Genomic DNA, 16,656 nt, shown 5'->3' with positions numbered 1-16,656 from the left:
CCGCGTTAACCGCCCACCCCGGCCAGCCTGGGCGAGGGACGGACGCCACTGCATTATTTCGCAACTTCAACTTCCAATGGGTCCTAAAACGACATGGCAAACCCGGACGCCCTGAATCAGCCGCGCGCTTCAAATCGCCTGCTGCAACCGACCGTCAAATCCCATCTGGCGTACACGCTGCTTTGCGCACTGGTCATGATGGTGATGTTCTCCCTGCTGCGCCTGGCGTTGCTGGTCTACAACCGCGAGATGATCCTCGATACACCGGCCTCGACCTTCCTGGAAGCGTTCGCCAATGGCCTGCGCCTGGATATCCGCCTGGTGATGTACCTGCTGATCCCGCTGTTGCTGGCGTTGTTCAGCGTACGGGCCATGGCGGCGCGTGGGTTCTTCCGCTTGTGGTTGACCGTCGCGTCCAGCATTGCGCTGTTCCTGGGCCTGATGGAGATGGACTTCTACCGTGAGTTCCACCAGCGCCTCAACGGGCTGGTCTTCCAGTATGTGAAGGAAGACCCGAAAACCGTGATGAGCATGCTCTGGTACGGGTTCCCGGTGGTGCGTTACCTGTTGGCCTGGGCCGTGGGCACGCTGATCCTGAGCATGGCCTTCAAGGGCGCCGACCGCGCAACGCGCCCGCGTGGCCCGTTCAGTGGCGGCAGCATCGGCACGCGCCCGGTGGCGCCGTGGTACAGCCGCATTGCGGTGTTCGTGGTGTGCCTGCTGGTCGCGGTGGTCGCCATCCGCGGCACCCTGCGCCAGGGTCCGCCGCTGCGTTGGGGGGATGTCTACACCACTGATTCGAACTTCGCCAACCAGCTTGGCCTCAATGGCACGCTGTCGCTGATCGCTGCGGCCAAGTCGCGCTTCTCCGAAGATCGCTCCAACATCTGGAAGGCCACCCTGGAGCAACCGCTGGCCACCCAGACCGTGCGGGACATGCTGGTACTGCCGAGCGAAAAACTGGTGGATACCGACACCGCTGCCGTGCGCCGTGATTTCACGCCGCCGGCCGAGAAGACCCTGCCGATCAAGAACGTGGTAGTGATCCTGATGGAAAGCTTCGCCGGTCACTCGGTGGGCGCCCTGGGCCGTCCAGGCAACATCACGCCGTACTTCGACAAGTTGTCCAAGGAAGGCCTGCTGTTCGATCGCTTCTTCTCCAACGGTACCCACACCCACCAGGGTATGTTCGCCACCATGGCCTGCTTCCCGAACCTGCCGGGCTTCGAATACCTGATGCAGACCCCCGAAGGCAGCCACAAGCTGTCGGGCCTGCCGCAGTTGCTCAGCGCGCGTGATTTCGACGATGTGTATGTCTACAACGGCGACTTCGCCTGGGACAACCAGTCGGGCTTTTTCAGCAACCAGGGCATGACCAACTTCATTGGCCGCAATGACTTCGTCAACCCGGTGTTTTCCGACCCGACCTGGGGCGTGTCCGACCAGGACATGTTCAACCGTGGCCTGGAAGAACTGAAAGCCCGCGAAGGCGGCAAGCCGTTCTACGCGCTGCTGCAAACCCTGTCCAACCACACCCCGTACGCGTTGCCGACGCCATTGCCGGTCGAGAAAGTCACTGACCGTGGCAGCCTCAACGAGCATTTGACCGCCATGCGCTACTCCGACTGGGCGTTGGGCCAGTTCTTCGAGAAGGCCCGCAAGGAGCCGTACTTCAAGGAAACCCTGTTCGTGGTGGTGGGTGACCACGGCTTCGGTAACGAGCAGCAGATTACCGAGATGGACTTGGGCCGTTTCAATGTACCGATGCTGATGATCGCGCCGGGCATGCAGGAAAAGTTCGGCGAGCGTGACCACACCGTGGGCACACAGATCGATATCGTCCCGACCATCATGGGGCGCCTGGGCGGTGACACCCTGCACCAGTGCTGGGGCCGCGACCTGCTCAACCTGCCGGAAGGCGACAAAGGCTTCGGCGTGATCAAACCGTCGGGCAGCGACCAGACCGTCGCCCTGCTCACGGCTGACCGCGTGCTGGTCTTGCCCAAGGAAATGCCACCCAAACTGTGGCAATACGAACTGGGCGCCAACCCGACCGGCAAAGTAATCGCCGAATCGCCCGACGAAGCGGCGCTGAAGCAGAAACTCGAGTCGTTCCTGCAAACCGCCACCAAGAGCCTGCTGGATAACACCGCAGGCGTCGTAGACGGTAAGCCGGACTAACGCATCGGCAAAAAAAAGAGGCCTCAATCGAGGCCTCTTTTTTTATCTGCGTACGCAGCTTTTATATCTTGCCGAGTAACAACAGCACCAGCAGAACGACCAGCACTACGCCCAGGATACCCGACGGGCCATAACCCCAGTTACGCGAGTGCGGGAACACTGGCAGGCCGCCGACCAACAGTAGAATCAGGATAATGATCAGGATCAGGCTCATGGTTTTATTCCTTATAGGCCTTGCGTAAAGACCGGTTATTCAGCGGGAGTCTCGTCCACTTGATTATGGACGGCTTAACAACTCCGACTCTGTCACTTCACAGAAAATTCCGTATTTTTTTAAAGCAATTTGGTTGCTCGCTTATTTCTTTTAACACCTGCGCAAATACATCAACTTAGTTGAAAAAGATTGAACTTAGGCTATGCGCACGCATCCGACCGGGCCCGCGGTTTGCCTGGGGCATTCATCACTCTGATGGTGCGTGGGCGCGGCAAAAACCTTCGCTACACTGCCGGTCACTCCTCTGGTGAACCACAAGGCTACTTCCTATGCAAAACCGCATGATGATCACTGGCGCCGGGTCCGGCCTGGGTCGTGAAATCGCTCTGCGCTGGGCCCGCGAGGGTTGGCAGCTGGCCTTGTCGGATGTCAGCGAAACTGGCTTGCAGGAAACCCTCAGGCTGGTGCGCGAGGCCGGTGGCGATGGTTTCACCCAGCGCTGCGATGTGCGTGATTACAGCCAGCTCACCGCGTTCGCCCAGGCCTGCGAGGTGAAGCTTGGCGGCATCGATATCATCGTCAATAACGCCGGCGTGGCGTCCGGTGGGTTCTTTGCCGAGTTATCTCTTGAAGACTGGGACTGGCAGATCGCAATCAACCTGATGGGCGTGGTCAAGGGCTGCAAGGCGTTCCTGCCGCTGCTGGAAAAGAGCAAGGGGCGCATCATCAACATCGCCTCGATGGCCGCGCTGATGCAGGGGCCTGCCATGAGCAACTACAACGTGGCCAAGGCCGGTGTGGTGGCGCTGTCGGAAAGTCTGCTGGTGGAACTCAAGCAGCAGGAAATCGGTGTGCATGTGGTATGCCCGTCGTTTTTCCAGACCAATCTGCTCGATTCGTTCCGTGGGCCGACCCCGGCGATGAAGGCCCAGGTGGGCAAGTTGCTCGAGAGTTCACCGATCTCGGCGACGCAGATCGCCGACTACATTTATCAACGCGTGGCTGCCGGCGAGTTCATGATTCTGCCCCACGAGCAGGGGCGGATGGCGTGGACGCTCAAGCAGAAAAACCCGCAGTTGCTGTATGACGAGATGACGCTGATGGCCGATAAAATGCGCGCCAAGGCGCAGGCTACCAGAGCCTGATCTGGATGCGGTCTGTCAGGTAAATTACCTCTCCATGTAGGTGACGCCTGATTTGGCCGCGTGCCATTGCTGGTTACGCTTCAAGCGAGCAAGGTCGGGGGCCAGACACTCGAAAAGGACACCCGCCATGCTGGTCTTAAGCCGTGTTGTAGGCGAAACCATCGCCATCGGCGATGACATCGTCTTGCACATCCTCGAAATCAACGGGCGCCAGGTGAAATTTGGCATCGAAGCGCCCGTAGGGATCAGCGTGCATCGCGCTGAGGTCTACCGCAAAATCCTCGAACGCCAGGCCAGCGCCACTCATCCGGTGCCGGTACCTGCCCCTTAGCCTCGCCGTCAGTCAAACAGGTGCTTGGGCACGTCGTGCTTGAGCATCAACTGGCATTGTTCGCTGTCCGGATCGAACACGATCAGCGCCTGGCCCTTGGTCAGTGCTTGGCGTACGCGCAATACGCGGGTTTCCAGCGGTGTGTCGTCGCCATTGTCGGTGCCATCGCGGGTGACGAAATCTTCGATGAGGCGGGTCAGGGTGTCGACTTCAAGCGCGTCGTAGGGAATCAGCATACAAGCCTCAGGTGTCAGGTCCCGACGATGCTACTGCGCCGGGACTTTTGTTGCCAGTATCAGCTGTTGTCGACGTCGGACTTCTGGCCGACCAGGCTGTCCACCGACGGCACGCGGGTATCGCTCTCCATGTGCGTCTCATGCTCGATCTGATGGCTGAAGCGGTCCAGGGAGCCCTGGGCCGGTTGCGCATCGCTGGCAAAGACCGGTGGGCTGAGGATGTAGGCGCCGAGCAGCCGACTGAGGGCCGCCAGGCTGTCGATATGGGTGCGCTCGTAACCGTGGGTGGCATCGCAACCGAATGCGAGTAACGCGGTGCGGATGTCATGCCCGGCAGTCACCGCCGAATGCGCATCACTGAAGTAATAACGGAACAGGTCACGGCGCACCGGCAGATCGTTATCCGCCGCCAGGCGCAGCAAGTGCCGTGACAGGTGATAGTCATACGGCCCACCGGAATCCTGCATCGCCACGCTCACCGCGTGTTCGCTGGAGTGCTGGCCGGGGGCGACCGGGGCGATATCGATACCGACGAACTCACTGACATCCCAGGGCAGGGCGGCGGCCGCGCCGCTGCCGGTTTCCTCGGTGATGGTGAACAGCGGGTGGCAATCGATGAGCAAGGGTTCGCCGCTGTCGATGATCGCCTTGAGCGCGGCGAGCAGGGCGGCGACGCCGGCTTTGTCGTCCAGGTGACGCGCGCTGATGTGACCGCTTTCAGTGAACTCCGGCAGTGGGTCGAACGCCACGTAGTCACCGATGCTGATCCCCAGGGAGTCGCAGTCGGCGCGGGTCGCGCAGTAGGCGTCCAGGCGCAATTCGACGTGGTCCCAGCTCACCGGCATTTCATCCACGGCGGTGTTGAATGCATGCCCGGAGGCCATCAATGGCAACACGCTGCCGCGAATCACGCCGTTGTCGGTGAACAGGCTGACGCGGCTGCCTTCGGCAAAACGGCTCGACCAGCAGCCGACCGGCGCCAGCGTCAGGCGGCCATTGTCCTTGATCGCCCGTACGGCGGCGCCGATGGTGTCCAGGTGCGCGGAGACGGCGCGGTCAGGGCTGTTCTTCTGGCCCTTGAGGGTGGCGCGAATCGTGCCGCGCCGGGTCATTTCAAACGGGATGCCGAGTTCTTCCAGGCGTTCGGCGACGTAGCGCACGATGGTGTCGGTAAACCCAGTGGGGCTGGGAATGGCGAGCATTTCCAGCAGGACTTTCTGCAGGTAGGCGAGATCCGGTTCGGGAATGGTTCGGGTCATGGAAACTCCTGATGGGTTGAGGGCGATCGTTCCCACGCTCTGCGTGGGAATGCAGCCCGTGACGCTGCGCGTCACAACAACGGACGCGGAGCGTCCCTTGAGGCATTCCCACGCGGAGCGTGGGAACGATCAGAGGTCAGGTGGCCGGCTGACTATGTGGAAACAACAAATCCACAAACTTCTCAGCGGTTGGTTGCGGTTCATGATTGGCCAATCCGGCCCGTTCATTGGCTTCAATGAACACGTAGTCGGGTTGATCCGCTGCAGGCACCAGCAGGTCCAGGCCGACCATGGGAATATCCAGCGCCCGGGCGGCGCGCACGGCGGCGTCCACCAGGGTCGGGTGCAGGATCGCCGTGACGTCTTCCAGGCAGCCGCCGGTGTGCAGGTTGGCGGTGCGACGCACGGCCAGTTGCACGCCGCGCGGCAGGACGCTGTGGTAGTCATACCCGGCGGCTTTCAGGGTGCGCTCGGTTTCCGCGTCCAGCGGGATCTTGCTTTCGCCGTCGGTAGCGGCCTGGCGCCGCCGGCTCTGGGCTTCGATCAAGGCACGGATCGAATGCTGACCATCGCCTATCACTTCGGCCGGGCGACGAATCGCGGCGGCGACCACTTCAAAACCGATCACCAGGATGCGCAGGTCAAGGCCTTCGTGGAAGCTTTCGAGCAGCACCCGGCTGTCGAACTGGCGCGCCGCTTCAATCGCCGCTTGTACTTCCTCGATAGTCCGCAGGTCCACTGCCACGCCCTGGCCCTGCTCGCCATCCAGCGGCTTGACCACGATGCGTTGATGTTCGTCGAGAAATTCCAGGTTGTCATCGGCGCTGCCGGCCAACTGTTGTGAAGGCAGCTGCAAACCGGCGGCCTTGAGCACTTTGTGAGTCAGGCTCTTGTCCTGGCACAAGGTCATGCTGATGGCGCTGGTCAGGTCGCTCAACGACTCTCGGCAGCGCACCCGGCGCCCGCCGTGGCTGAGGGTGAACAGCCCGGCATCGGCATCGTCCACGTGCACATCGATACCGCGCCGATGGGCTTCTTCGACAATGATGCGCGCATAAGGATTGAACCCCGCCTGTGGCCCGGGGCCGAGAAACAGCGGCTGGTTGATGCCGTTCTTGTGCTTGATCGCAAAGGTGGTCAGCGCGCGGAAACCGAGCTTGGCGTAGAGGCTCTTGGCCTGGCGATTATCGTGCAGCACCGACAGGTCCAGGTAGCTCAAGCCACGACTCATAAAGTGTTCCACCAAGTGGCGCACCAGCACTTCACCCACACCGGGGCGCGTGCATTGCGGGTCTACCGCCAGGCACCACAGGCTGCAACCGTTTTCCGGGTCGTGAAAGGCCTTCTGGTGGTTCAGGCCCATCACGCTGCCGATGATCGCGCCGCTGTCTTCGTCTTCTGCCAGCCAGTACACCGGGCCACCTTGATGGCGCGGGGTCAGGCGTTCAGGGTCGATGGGCAGCATGCCGCGTCCCTGATACAGCAAGTTCACCGCCTGCCAGTCGGCCTCGCTTTGTACCCGACGGATACGAAAGCCGCGAAACACCCGCGTGGCCGGGCGGTAATCGCTGAACCACAGGCGCAGGGTGTCGGAAGGGTCGAGGAACAGCTGCTGCGGATCGATCCCCAGGATTTGCTGGGGTGCGGCTACATACAGCGCGATGTCACGCTCGCCGGGTTGCTCGTTGAGCAGCTCCTGGGCAAGGCTGGCGGGGTCGGGAAAGGTATGCCCAATCAACAAGCGGCCCCAGCCGCAGTGCACGGCAATCGGGTCGGGGCCTTGGGCGCTGCCGTCTTCGGCAAGCCGGGCCTGCAGGCGCTCATAGGTCGGCGCCTGGCCCTTGAGCAAGCGTTGGCTATATGCCGCAGCGTTAGGTTTCATCAATCAGATTCCTTGTTCGCTGAGCCACAGGTTCAACGCCGCCAGTTGCCACAGCTTGGAGCCACGCAACGGGGTCAATTGGCCCTGTGGGTCCGTCAGCAAGCGGTCAAGCATGGCGGGGTTGAACAGGCCACGGTCCTGGCTGGGGTCCAGCAACAGCTCGCGTACCCAGTTGAGGGTATCGCCCTGTAAATGCTTGAGGCCTGGCACCGGGAAGTAGCCTTTCTTGCGGTCGATGACTTCGCTGGGGATCACGCGGCGCGCGGCCTCCTTGAGCACCTGCTTGCCGCCGTCGGGCAATTTGAACTTGCCCGGCACGCGGGCCGAGAGTTCCACCAGGCGGTAGTCGAGAAACGGCGTACGCGCTTCCAGGCCCCAGGCCATGGTCATGTTGTCGACGCGTTTGACCGGGTCGTCCACCAGCATCACCGTGCTGTCCAGGCGCAGGGCCTTGTCTACCGCAGCGTCCGCGCCCGGCATCGCGAAATGTTCGCGCACGAAGTCCCCGGCGGCGTCGTTGGCGGTCAGCCATTTCGGCGCGACGGTGGCGGCATAGTCGTCGTAACTGCGGTCGAAAAATGCCTCGCGGTACGCCGCATACGGGTCGCTGGCGCCGTCCACCTGCGGGTACCAGTGGTAACCGGCGAACAATTCGTCGGCGCCCTGGCCGCTCTGTACCACCTTGCAATGCTTGGCCACCTCCCGCGAGAGCAGATAGAAGGCGATGCAGTCGTGGCTGACCATCGGCTCGCTCATGGCGCGGAAGGCCGCTGGCAGTTGCTCGATGATCTCGCTTTCGGCGATGCGCAATTGGTGGTGACGGGTGCCGTAGTGCTTGGCGATCAAGTCCGAATACTGGAACTCGTCGCCGCGCTCGCCGCCGGCGTCTTCAAAACCGATGGAGAAGGTCGACAAGTCTTCGACGCCCACTTCGCGCAGCAGGCCGACCAGCATGCTCGAGTCGACGCCACCGGAGAGCAGCACGCCGACGTCAACCGCCGCGCGTTGACGGATGGCCACGGCTTCGCGGGTGCTGTCGAGCACGCGGTCGGTCCAGTCTTCCAGGCTCAGGTTTTTTTCGTCATCACGGGGACCATAGGGCAGGGTCCACCAGGTTTGCTGTTCGGTCTTGCCGTTTGCCTCGATGCGCATCCAGCTCGCTGGCGGCAGCTTTTCAATGCCCGCCAGCAGCGTGCGCGGCGCAGGCACCACGGCGTGAAAATTGAGGTAATGGTTGAGTGCGACCGGGTCGAGAATCGGGTTGATATCGCCGCCCTTGAGCAACGCCGGCAACGCCGAGGCAAAGCGCAGGCGCTGGCCGGTGCGCGATAAGTACAGGGGCTTTACGCCGAGGCGGTCGCGGGCGATGAACAGACGCTGGGCATCGCGCTCCCAGATGGCAAAGGCAAACATGCCATTGAGTTTGGGCAACAGCGCTTCGCCCCAGGCGTGATAGCCCTTGAGCAGCACTTCGGTGTCGCCGCCGGAATAGAAGGCATAGCCCAAGGCTTCCAGCTCTTGGCGCAGTTCCGGGAAGTTGTAAATCGCGCCGTTGAATGCCAGGGACAGGCCCAGTTGGGCGTCGACCATCGGTTGGGCGGAGCCGTCCGACAGGTCCATGATTTTCAGGCGGCGATGGCCCAGGGCAATCGGCCCTTGGGCATGAAAACCCCAGGCGTCGGGGCCACGAGGGGCGAGGTGATGCGTGATGCGTTCCACGGCTGCCAGGTCGGCAGGTTGATGATCAAAGCGTAACTCGCCAGCTAATCCACACATAAGTTCCTTACCGGTTTTTCCGTTGGGGAGGGGTCAATACTCAATACGCACCAAAAGGGCGCTTACCCAGAAACTGACCCCAGGCACAACCCGGGAGTTTTAGAACGATAAGTTATAAGTGGACTTTGGCTAATGGCACCGCCGCTTTCGCCGTTTCACGCTCAGCGGGCTGGTCGCGCTTTGCCGCGAATCAATTCGCGCAAGGCAAACCGATTGGGATGACAGGCCTGGGCAACGCTGACGGGCAACGGCAGCGGTTCGTTATCCAGCCACGCCGCCAGCAGTTGCGCCGATAAAGGCGCGGTGATCAGGCCGCGAGAACCATGGCCGCTGTTGATGTACACACCGTCCAGCCACGGGCACGGCGTATCGGGTACCTGGCGGGCGTCCTTGGCCAATACGCCATACGCCTCGGCAAATGCGCTCGCATCGGCCAGCGGGCCGACAATGGGTAGATAGTCGGGACTGGTGCAGCGGAAGGCCGCTCGGCCCTCCAGGGTTTCAAGCGGCTGGGTGTCGGCGTGCAAGGCGTGCAACAGGGCCGGGGAAATTTCCCGCAGCAGCGTCAGGTTATCGGCGTGTTCAGCGAGGGTAGGCGTGAGGTCCTCGCTCTTGAAGTCGAAACTGGCGCCCAGGGTGTGTTCGCCCAAACGTGCCGGCGCGACATAGCCTTGCCCGCACACCACCGTGCTCAACGCTCGGCTTTCGACGGTTTGCGCAAGGCTCGTGATTTGCCCGCGAATGCGCTTGAGCGGCAGCGCGGCGCTGAAGGGAAAGCGCTTGATCTCGGCGGCGCCGGCAAGCACCACCACGGGCGCGCTGGCGACCAGCGTGTCACCGTTGCGGGCCTGCCATTGGCCGTCGACGCGGTGCAAGGTGAGCGCCTCCTGATGCACGCGCACCTCCACGCCGGGATGCCGCGCCTGCCACGCGCACAAGGCGGGCGGATTGACCCAGCCGCCTTCGGGGAAAAACAGCCCGCCCATCTCCAGCGGTATCCCCGCGTGGGCTTGGGCCTGGGCCGCATCCACGCGGTGCAGCAGGTCCGGCGCGAAGGCCTCGGCCAGTTGGGCCTGGCGTTCGGCTTCCTTGGGATTGAACGCCAGTTGCAGTACACCGCAGGCGTCCCAGTCCACCCCGCGCTGCAAATGCTCCAGCAGCCGACGGGTGTAGCCGAAGCCGCTGACAATCAACTGCGACAGCGCCGTGCCGTGGGCCGACAGTTTCAGGTACAGCACGCCCTGCGGATTGCCCGAGGCTTCCTGTGCCAGGGCCGCATGACGCTCCAGCAGGCACACCTGCCAGCCTCGCGCCGCCAGGCTGGCTGCGGTGCAGCAACCAGCCAGCCCACCGCCGATCACCAGGGCCCGGCGTTCGCCCGGCTCGGGCGCCGGCCGGGCGAACCACGGCGCGCCAGTGGCGGGACGCGGTGTGTGCTCGGGCCAACCGAGAAACTCCCCGCGCAGGATCTCCCACTTATGGCCGATGCCCGGCGTGCGTTTCATCTTGAACCCGGCGGCGTTGATCAGCCGCCGTACCCAACCGGTGCTGGTGAAGGTGCTGATGGTCGAGCCCGGTGCCGCCAGGCGCGCCAGTTCGGCGAACAGCTCGGCGGTCCACATGTCAGGATTTTTCGCCGGGGCGAAGCCGTCGAGAAACCAGGCATCGACCTGCGCATCCAGTTGCGGCAATTGCTCCAGGGCATCGCCGATCAACAGCGTCAGGGTCACGCGGCCGTGGTCCAGCACCAACTGCTGGAAGCCTGGATGGATGGCGATGTATTGCGCCAGTAATTGCTCGGCATAAGGTGCCAGCTCCGGCCACAGGCTCAGGGCGCGTTGCAGGTCGGCATGACTCAGCGGGTATTTCTCCACGCTGACAAAATGCAGGCGTGCCCCGGCCACCGCGTGTTGGTCGAACAGCTGCCAGGCGCACAAAAAATTCAAGCCCGTGCCGAAGCCGGTCTCGCCGATGACCAGCCGCCCGCCCGCCGGCAAGGCGGCGAAGCGCTCCTGCAAACGGTTCTGTTGCAGGAACACATAGCGGGTTTCTTCAAGGCCCGACTGAGTGGAGAAATACACGTCGTCGAACATCCGCGAATGCGGGCGGCCGTGGTCGTCCCAGTCGAGCTGGGCGTGGGCGATGGGGGTCATGGGCGGCTCATAAACAGACAGCGGGCAAACACAGGCGGCCATTCTAGCCGATCGACACGCCATGAATTGAGCCATGAATTGAGCCATGGCAAGCCTCGGTGGAATTTCCTGCCGCGTGCCGCTGCCCAATCCGCTAGTCTTGAGCCATCTTGAAACGGAGCTGCCCATGTTCGAATCCGCCGAAATCGGTCACGCCATCGACAAAGACACCTTTGAGGCCGCAGTGCCGGCCCTGCGCGAAGCCCTGCTGGAAGTGCAGTACGAGCTGCAACAGCAGAAGCGCTTCCCGGTGATCATCCTGATCAACGGTATCGAGGGCGCGGGCAAGGGCGAGACGGTCAAGTTGCTCAACGAGTGGATGGACCCGCGCCTGATCGAAGTGCGCACCTTCGACCAGCAGACCGACGAGGAACTGGCGCGCCCACCGGCCTGGCGCTACTGGCGGCAATTGCCGGCCAAGGGGCGCATGGGGATTTTCTTCGGCAACTGGTACAGCCAGATGCTGCAAAGCCGCGTTCACGACCAGATCAAGGACGCCCGTCTCGACCAGGCCATCGCCGGGGCCGAGCGCCTGGAGAAGATGCTGTGCGATGAAGGTGCGCTGATCTTCAAGTTCTGGTTTCACCTGTCCAAGAAACAGATGAAGGCGCGGCTCAAGGCGCTGGCCGATGACCCGCTGCACAGTTGGCGCATCAGCCCGCTGGACTGGCAGCAGTCCGAGACCTACGACAAATTCGTGCATTTCGGCGAACGGGTACTGCGCCGTACCAGCCGCGACTATGCGCCGTGGCATGTGATCGAAGGGGTCGACCCCCGTTACCGTGGGCTCACCGTGGGCAAGATTCTGCTCGAGGGCCTGCAGAATGCCTTGAAACTGCCCAAGGGCAAGGCCAGCGGCATGAACCCGGCGCCGTTGATCGCGTCGGTGGACCAGAAGAGCCTGCTCGACAGCCTCGACCTGAGCCTGCGTCTGGACAAGGACGATTACGAAGAACAGCTGATTACCGAGCAGGCACGCTTCTCCGGTCTGATGCGCGACAAACGCATGCGCAAGCACGCCCTGGTGAGTGTGTTCGAGGGCAACGACGCGGCCGGCAAGGGCGGGGCGATCCGCCGAGTGGCGGCCGCGCTGGACCCGCGCCAGTACCATATCGTGCCGATTGCCGCGCCCAGCGAAGACGAGCGCGCCCAGCCCTACCTGTGGCGGTTCTGGCAGAAGATCCCGGCGCGGGGCATGTTCACCGTGTTCGACCGCTCCTGGTATGGCCGGGTGCTGGTGGAACGCATCGAAGGCTTCTGCACCCCGACCGATTGGATGCGCGCCTATGGCGAGATCAATGATTTCGAAGAGCAGTTGCGCAATGCCGGGGTGATCGTGGTCAAGTTCTGGCTGGCCATCGACAAGGACACCCAGCTGGAGCGTTTCCAGGCCCGCGAAGAGATTCCCTTCAAGCGCTTCAAGATCACCGAAGACGACTGGCGCAACCGCGACAAGTGGGATGACTACCGTGCGGCGGTGGGCGACATGGTCGACCGCACCAGCACTGAAATCGCGCCCTGGACCCTGGTGGAAGCCAACGACAAACGCTGGGCGCGGATCAAGGTGCTGCGTACCCTCAACCGCGCGCTGGAAGACGCGTTTGCCAAGAGCGACAAGCACGACAAGAAGAAAAAGAAATAACGGTCTGCCCAGCTCAATAATGTGGGAGGGGGCTTGCTCCCGATGGCGGTGGGGCAGCTTCGAATGTGCTGACTGACCCACCGCCATCGGGAGCAAGCCCCCTCCCACAGTTTGACCTCATTCACTCAAGCCAGTGGCCGCACTTCGGCAACCCGCAGCTGGCATTGCCTGGCGCGTGATCCCTGACAACGCAAATCAAATGTGGGAGGGGGCTTGCCCCCGATAGCGGTGGGTCAGCTGCGAATTTACTAACTGAAACAGCGCCATCGGGAGCAAGTCGAATCGTCGCACCGCCCCTCCCACATGTGATCTCCACACATCAGGTAGACCGCATCCCGGCCTCATGCTTTTGCATCCATGCAGTGAATGATCATCGCGCCTGCCCAGGGCCCGGCTCTATCCTCGATCCACAACCACAAGTTCGAGGTAGCCCCATGCGTGAAGTAGTGATCGTCGACAGCGTGCGAACCGGCCTGGCCAAGTCTTTTCGCGGCAAGTTCAACCAGACTCGCCCTGATGACATGGCGGCCCATTGCGTCAACGCGCTGTTGAGCCGCAATGGCATCGACCCGGCGACGGTGGAGGATTGCATCGTCGGCGCCGGCTCCAACGAAGGCGCCCAGGGCTACAACATCGGGCGTAACGTGGCGGTGCTGTCACAGCTGGGCACCGGCACGGCGGGCATGACGCTCAACCGTTTCTGTTCCTCGGGCTTGCAGGCCATTGCGATCGCGGCCAACCAGATTGCCTCGGGTTGCAGCGACATCATCGTCGCCGGCGGCGTGGAATCCATCAGCCTGACCATGAAGAGCGTCAACACCGATCACCTGATCAACCCGCTGCTCAAAGAGCAGGTGCCCGGTATCTACTTGCCCATGGGCCAGACCGCCGAAATCGTTGCGCGGCGCTACCAGGTCAGCCGCGAGGACCAGGACCTGTACGCCCTGCAAAGCCAGCAGCGCACGGCACAGGCCCAGGCTGATGGCCTGTTCGACGATGAAATCGTGCCGATGGCGGTCAAGTACAGCGTCGAAGACAAGCACACCGGCCAGGTGCAGGTACTCGATGGCGTGGTCGACCGCGACGACTGCAATCGCCCCGACACCACACTGGCCAGCCTCAGTGGCCTGAAGCCGGTGTTTGCCGAAGACGGTTCGGTGACGGCGGGTAACTCGTCGCAGCTGTCCGACGGCGCCTCGATGACCCTGGTGATGAGCCTGGAAAAAGCCCTGGCGCTGGGGCTCAAGCCCAAGGCGTTCTTTCGCGGGTTTACCGTGGCCGGTTGCGAGCCGAACGAAATGGGCATCGGCCCGGTGTTCTCGGTGCCTAAACTGCTCAAGGCCAAAGGCTTGCAGGTGGCGGATATCGACCTGTGGGAACTCAATGAAGCGTTTGCCTCACAGTGCCTGTACGCCCGTAATCGCCTGGAAATCGACAATGCCCGCTACAACGTCAACGGCGGCTCCATCGCCATCGGCCATCCCTTCGGCATGACCGGCTCGCGGCAAGTGGGGCACCTGGTGCGGGAGCTGCAACGGCGTGATTTGCGCTATGGCATCGTCACCATGTGCGTAGGTGGCGGGATGGGGGCAACCGGGTTGTTTGAAGCCGTGCGCTAGGCTCCGTCAAAGGCAGGAGCCCTGGCACCCCGCGCTCCAAATGTGGGAGGGGGCTTGCCCCCGATGGCGGCCCGACAGCCGACACAGAATGTTGGATCAAGAATGAACAAGCGTTGCACGCAAGCCATCCTGCATCGAAAAGATCAAAGTTTTTTAAACTGTTCCGTCAGCAAGGCTGCGAATGTGTCTTTTGCAGGATGAAACTTGACGTGTTTATTCCAGATGAAATAGTTCTTTATGGGTGGTAACTCACTGAATTCATATCCGCTAATTCCACCCATTTTCCGAAACTGCTCATACATGCTCTAGCCTATTACTCTTTGTATTCGTTAAGTGTTTCGGTTTTGATTTTCTAAACGCCTCCGCTTCTGCAAAGCTGGTTAACTTAGGAACTTTCAGCGCGGCCCTTATATTTTTTGTGCCATCCGGCAACGTATTATGGGCAATAGGTGGAGTGGTAGCCCTGTGTAATATTGCAGGTTCCCTGACCGGAGTTTTCCTGGCGCTGAGATATGGCAGCAGGTTTATCAGGGTGTTTTTTTTGATTCTGCTGATATTTTTAATAGGCAGAATGGGGCTGGCTCTCGGTTCGTAGCCCGTCGCCATCACCTATCCGTTCGGACAGACCCCTCGCTCCGCAGCTAAATTCTTCGGTTGCAAATCCCCAATAAAGTTTGTTGTTTGTTTAGTGCGTGTAGCCCTATTCTTACGGCTATGTCCTGCTCTAAGCTATTCTCATTAACTCGCGTGTAGTCCCATTCCTTCAGTCAATTTCAAAGTTTTGGCAAAGTGCCATAATTTTCCTGCAGGCCTTGATATCAAAGGCTACATGGTTAAACGAAACAGCTGGCTTACTTCTTCAAGTGTGAAGCGGACACTTGCCCGGCGTTGAGTGTGGTCCTGAATGCAATACAAAAAGTTGGAAAAGCAGCTCAGGAACACTCCCCCTCAATGCATGGGTGAAACCGCTTTTTAACCAGCCCTGTGCCTAACGGTGACAGGGCTTCTTAATGACACTTGTTAAGTGGGAATCTGTAGATGAAAACCAAAATGAAAGCTGTGCTGTTGTCTGTCGGTCTGCTGGCGGGTTCGGTGTCTATGGCGCACGCGGCAGATGGAACGGTTACGTTTCTGGGGTCGGTCCATTCGGGCGCTTGCTCTATCAAGCCTGACTCCGTTGATCAAACTGTTCGCCTGGGGGCGATTGCCAAGCATCAGTTGCAATCGGGGGGCAAGTCGGAGGCCCGGCGCGTGCTGATCGAACTGGAAGGTTGCGATCTGACGGGCCTCACTGACAATACCGTCACCACCACCTTCACCGGCGCGCCATCCGGCGCTGTGCCGGGTGCGATCGGTACGGTCGGCGGTGCTGGCGGCGTGGGCATCATGATGACCCATGGCGGCGCCCCGGTTGAGTTGGGCGTACCTACCGCCCCGCAAATCATCGCCGCTGGGGATAACACCCTGGAATTCGGTGCTTATGTACAAGGCGCCGCCACCGCCCCGATCGTGCCTGGCGACTTCAGCGCGGTCACCAATTTCACCTTGGCTTATCAGTAAGTCGTGCCCCCGCCACCCGGTGTGGCGGGGGAACGCTGACGGGAGATCCAGGTGAACACATTCCTACGTCTGGCTATCGCCTCTTCATTGACGACGTTCATCAGCCCTTGCGCGGTTGCCCAGGCGTCTGCGCAAGGCGATGGGGTCGTGCAGCTGGGAGGAGAAGTGATCGATTCCGCCTGCGGGCTGGAATTGGCCAGTATCGATCAAACCATCGAGATGCCGCCCGAACCGGTTGGCCGGCTCTTGCGCAACACGCGGGGCGAAGACCATCCCTTCCAGTTGCGTCTGGTCAATTGCTCGTTGACCCGCCCCGACCCGTCGCGCCCAGGTGCAACCCTGCCGGACTGGGAGCACATGCGCGTGACGTTCGATGGCCCCACCGACAGGGCAGGGCTTTCCTTCGCGGTCTTTGGCGAGTCGCAGGGGGTTGCCCTGCACATCGTGGACGCTGCCGGCGAGGAAAGCCGTCCGGGGCAACGCATGGCGCCGGTGCCGCTGGCGGAGGGCGACATGACACTCAACTACCGGTTTTTCCTGGTCGGCAACGGCTTGCCATTGGCAGTCGGTGCTCACAGTGCCGCGGTGCGGTTCAAGTTGGAATACTTTTGAACAGTGA

The 16,656-nt window shown here is 61.6% G+C and carries 13 protein-coding genes and 1 pseudogene; 8 read left to right on the top strand and 6 right to left on the bottom strand.

All coding sequences use genetic code 11. The features are described 5' to 3' along the window. Window positions 1-93: 93 nt before the first annotated feature. Window positions 94-2,181 (top strand): LTA synthase family protein, encoded by a 2,088-nt coding sequence (locus C4J92_RS17980; RefSeq protein ID WP_124404809.1) that lies wholly within the window; start codon window positions 94-96, stop codon window positions 2,179-2,181. A 61-nt stretch (window positions 2,182-2,242) separates the two neighbouring features. Here the strand turns inward: C4J92_RS17980 and C4J92_RS17975 are convergent, their stop codons facing one another. Beyond that, complete coding sequence (locus C4J92_RS17975; protein ID WP_003192767.1) at window positions 2,243-2,395, bottom strand: DUF3309 family protein; 153 nt, start codon at window positions 2,393-2,395, stop codon at window positions 2,243-2,245. A gap of 329 nt (window positions 2,396-2,724) precedes the next feature. Between C4J92_RS17975 and C4J92_RS17970 the strand changes: the two genes are divergently transcribed. Both C4J92_RS17970 and csrA read left to right on the top strand, forming a co-directional pair. After that, complete coding sequence (locus tag C4J92_RS17970) at window positions 2,725-3,540, top strand: SDR family oxidoreductase (RefSeq protein ID WP_124404808.1); 816 nt, start codon at window positions 2,725-2,727, stop codon at window positions 3,538-3,540. A gap of 127 nt (window positions 3,541-3,667) precedes the next feature. After that, window positions 3,668-3,871 carry a carbon storage regulator CsrA gene (gene csrA, locus C4J92_RS17965; RefSeq protein ID WP_124404807.1) on the top strand — a complete coding sequence of 68 codons (204 nt, stop codon included), beginning with the start codon at window positions 3,668-3,670 and terminating at the stop codon, window positions 3,869-3,871. Window positions 3,872-3,879: 8 nt separating this feature from the next. Here csrA and C4J92_RS17960 read toward each other — a convergent pair whose 3' ends face one another. The 5 genes from C4J92_RS17960 to mnmC form a co-directional block, all read right to left on the bottom strand. After that, on the bottom strand, window positions 3,880-4,107 hold the full coding sequence (locus tag C4J92_RS17960) for a YheU family protein (protein WP_003236706.1): 228 nt from the start codon (window positions 4,105-4,107) through the stop codon (window positions 3,880-3,882). Window positions 4,108-4,166: 59 nt separating this feature from the next. Further along, window positions 4,167-5,366 carry an osmoprotectant NAGGN system M42 family peptidase gene (locus tag C4J92_RS17955; RefSeq protein ID WP_124404806.1) on the bottom strand — a complete coding sequence of 400 codons (1,200 nt, stop codon included), beginning with the start codon at window positions 5,364-5,366 and terminating at the stop codon, window positions 4,167-4,169. A 136-nt stretch (window positions 5,367-5,502) separates the two neighbouring features. Continuing rightward, on the bottom strand, window positions 5,503-7,248 hold the full coding sequence (ngg, locus tag C4J92_RS17950) for an N-acetylglutaminylglutamine synthetase (protein ID WP_124404805.1): 1,746 nt from the start codon (window positions 7,246-7,248) through the stop codon (window positions 5,503-5,505). A 3-nt stretch (window positions 7,249-7,251) separates the two neighbouring features. Beyond that, window positions 7,252-9,024, bottom strand: a complete 1,773-nt coding sequence (locus C4J92_RS17945; protein ID WP_124404804.1) for an N-acetylglutaminylglutamine amidotransferase — start codon at window positions 9,022-9,024, stop codon at window positions 7,252-7,254. Window positions 9,025-9,185: 161 nt separating this feature from the next. After that, window positions 9,186-11,177: a bifunctional tRNA (5-methylaminomethyl-2-thiouridine)(34)-methyltransferase MnmD/FAD-dependent 5-carboxymethylaminomethyl-2-thiouridine(34) oxidoreductase MnmC gene (gene mnmC / locus C4J92_RS17940; RefSeq protein WP_124404803.1), complete on the bottom strand. Its 1,992-nt coding sequence runs from the start codon at window positions 11,175-11,177 to the stop codon at window positions 9,186-9,188. 166 nt (window positions 11,178-11,343) lie between these two features. On the opposite strand from mnmC, the gene pap reads away from it, so the two are divergent. The 5 genes and pseudogenes from pap (at window position 11,344) to C4J92_RS17915 (ending at window position 16,649) form a co-directional block, all read left to right on the top strand. After that, window positions 11,344-12,858, top strand: coding sequence for a polyphosphate:AMP phosphotransferase (gene pap / locus C4J92_RS17935; RefSeq protein WP_124363694.1), 1,515 nt, complete (start codon window positions 11,344-11,346; stop codon window positions 12,856-12,858). Window positions 12,859-13,292: 434 nt separating this feature from the next. Then, a complete protein-coding gene (locus C4J92_RS17930; RefSeq protein WP_124404802.1) occupies window positions 13,293-14,477 on the top strand; it encodes a thiolase family protein in 1,185 nt (394 codons plus the stop codon). Window positions 14,478-14,796: 319 nt separating this feature from the next. Next, window positions 14,797-15,072 (top strand): annotated as a pseudogene (locus tag C4J92_RS17925) (TSUP family transporter); the annotation flags it as partial. Window positions 15,073-15,515: 443 nt separating this feature from the next. After that, on the top strand, window positions 15,516-16,037 hold the full coding sequence (locus tag C4J92_RS17920) for a fimbrial protein (RefSeq protein ID WP_124367778.1): 522 nt from the start codon (window positions 15,516-15,518) through the stop codon (window positions 16,035-16,037). Between the two features lie 51 nt (window positions 16,038-16,088). Further along, window positions 16,089-16,649, top strand: coding sequence for a fimbrial protein (locus C4J92_RS17915; RefSeq protein ID WP_124404801.1), 561 nt, complete (start codon window positions 16,089-16,091; stop codon window positions 16,647-16,649). The last annotated feature ends 7 nt before the right edge of the window (window positions 16,650-16,656 follow it).

This window comes from Pseudomonas sp. R3-18-08 (assembly GCF_003852065.1).
Classification (GTDB): Bacteria; Pseudomonadota; Gammaproteobacteria; order Pseudomonadales; family Pseudomonadaceae; genus Aquipseudomonas.
Note: the sequence above shows the minus strand (reverse complement) of the source record. Positions and strands in the feature narration are given on the sequence as shown.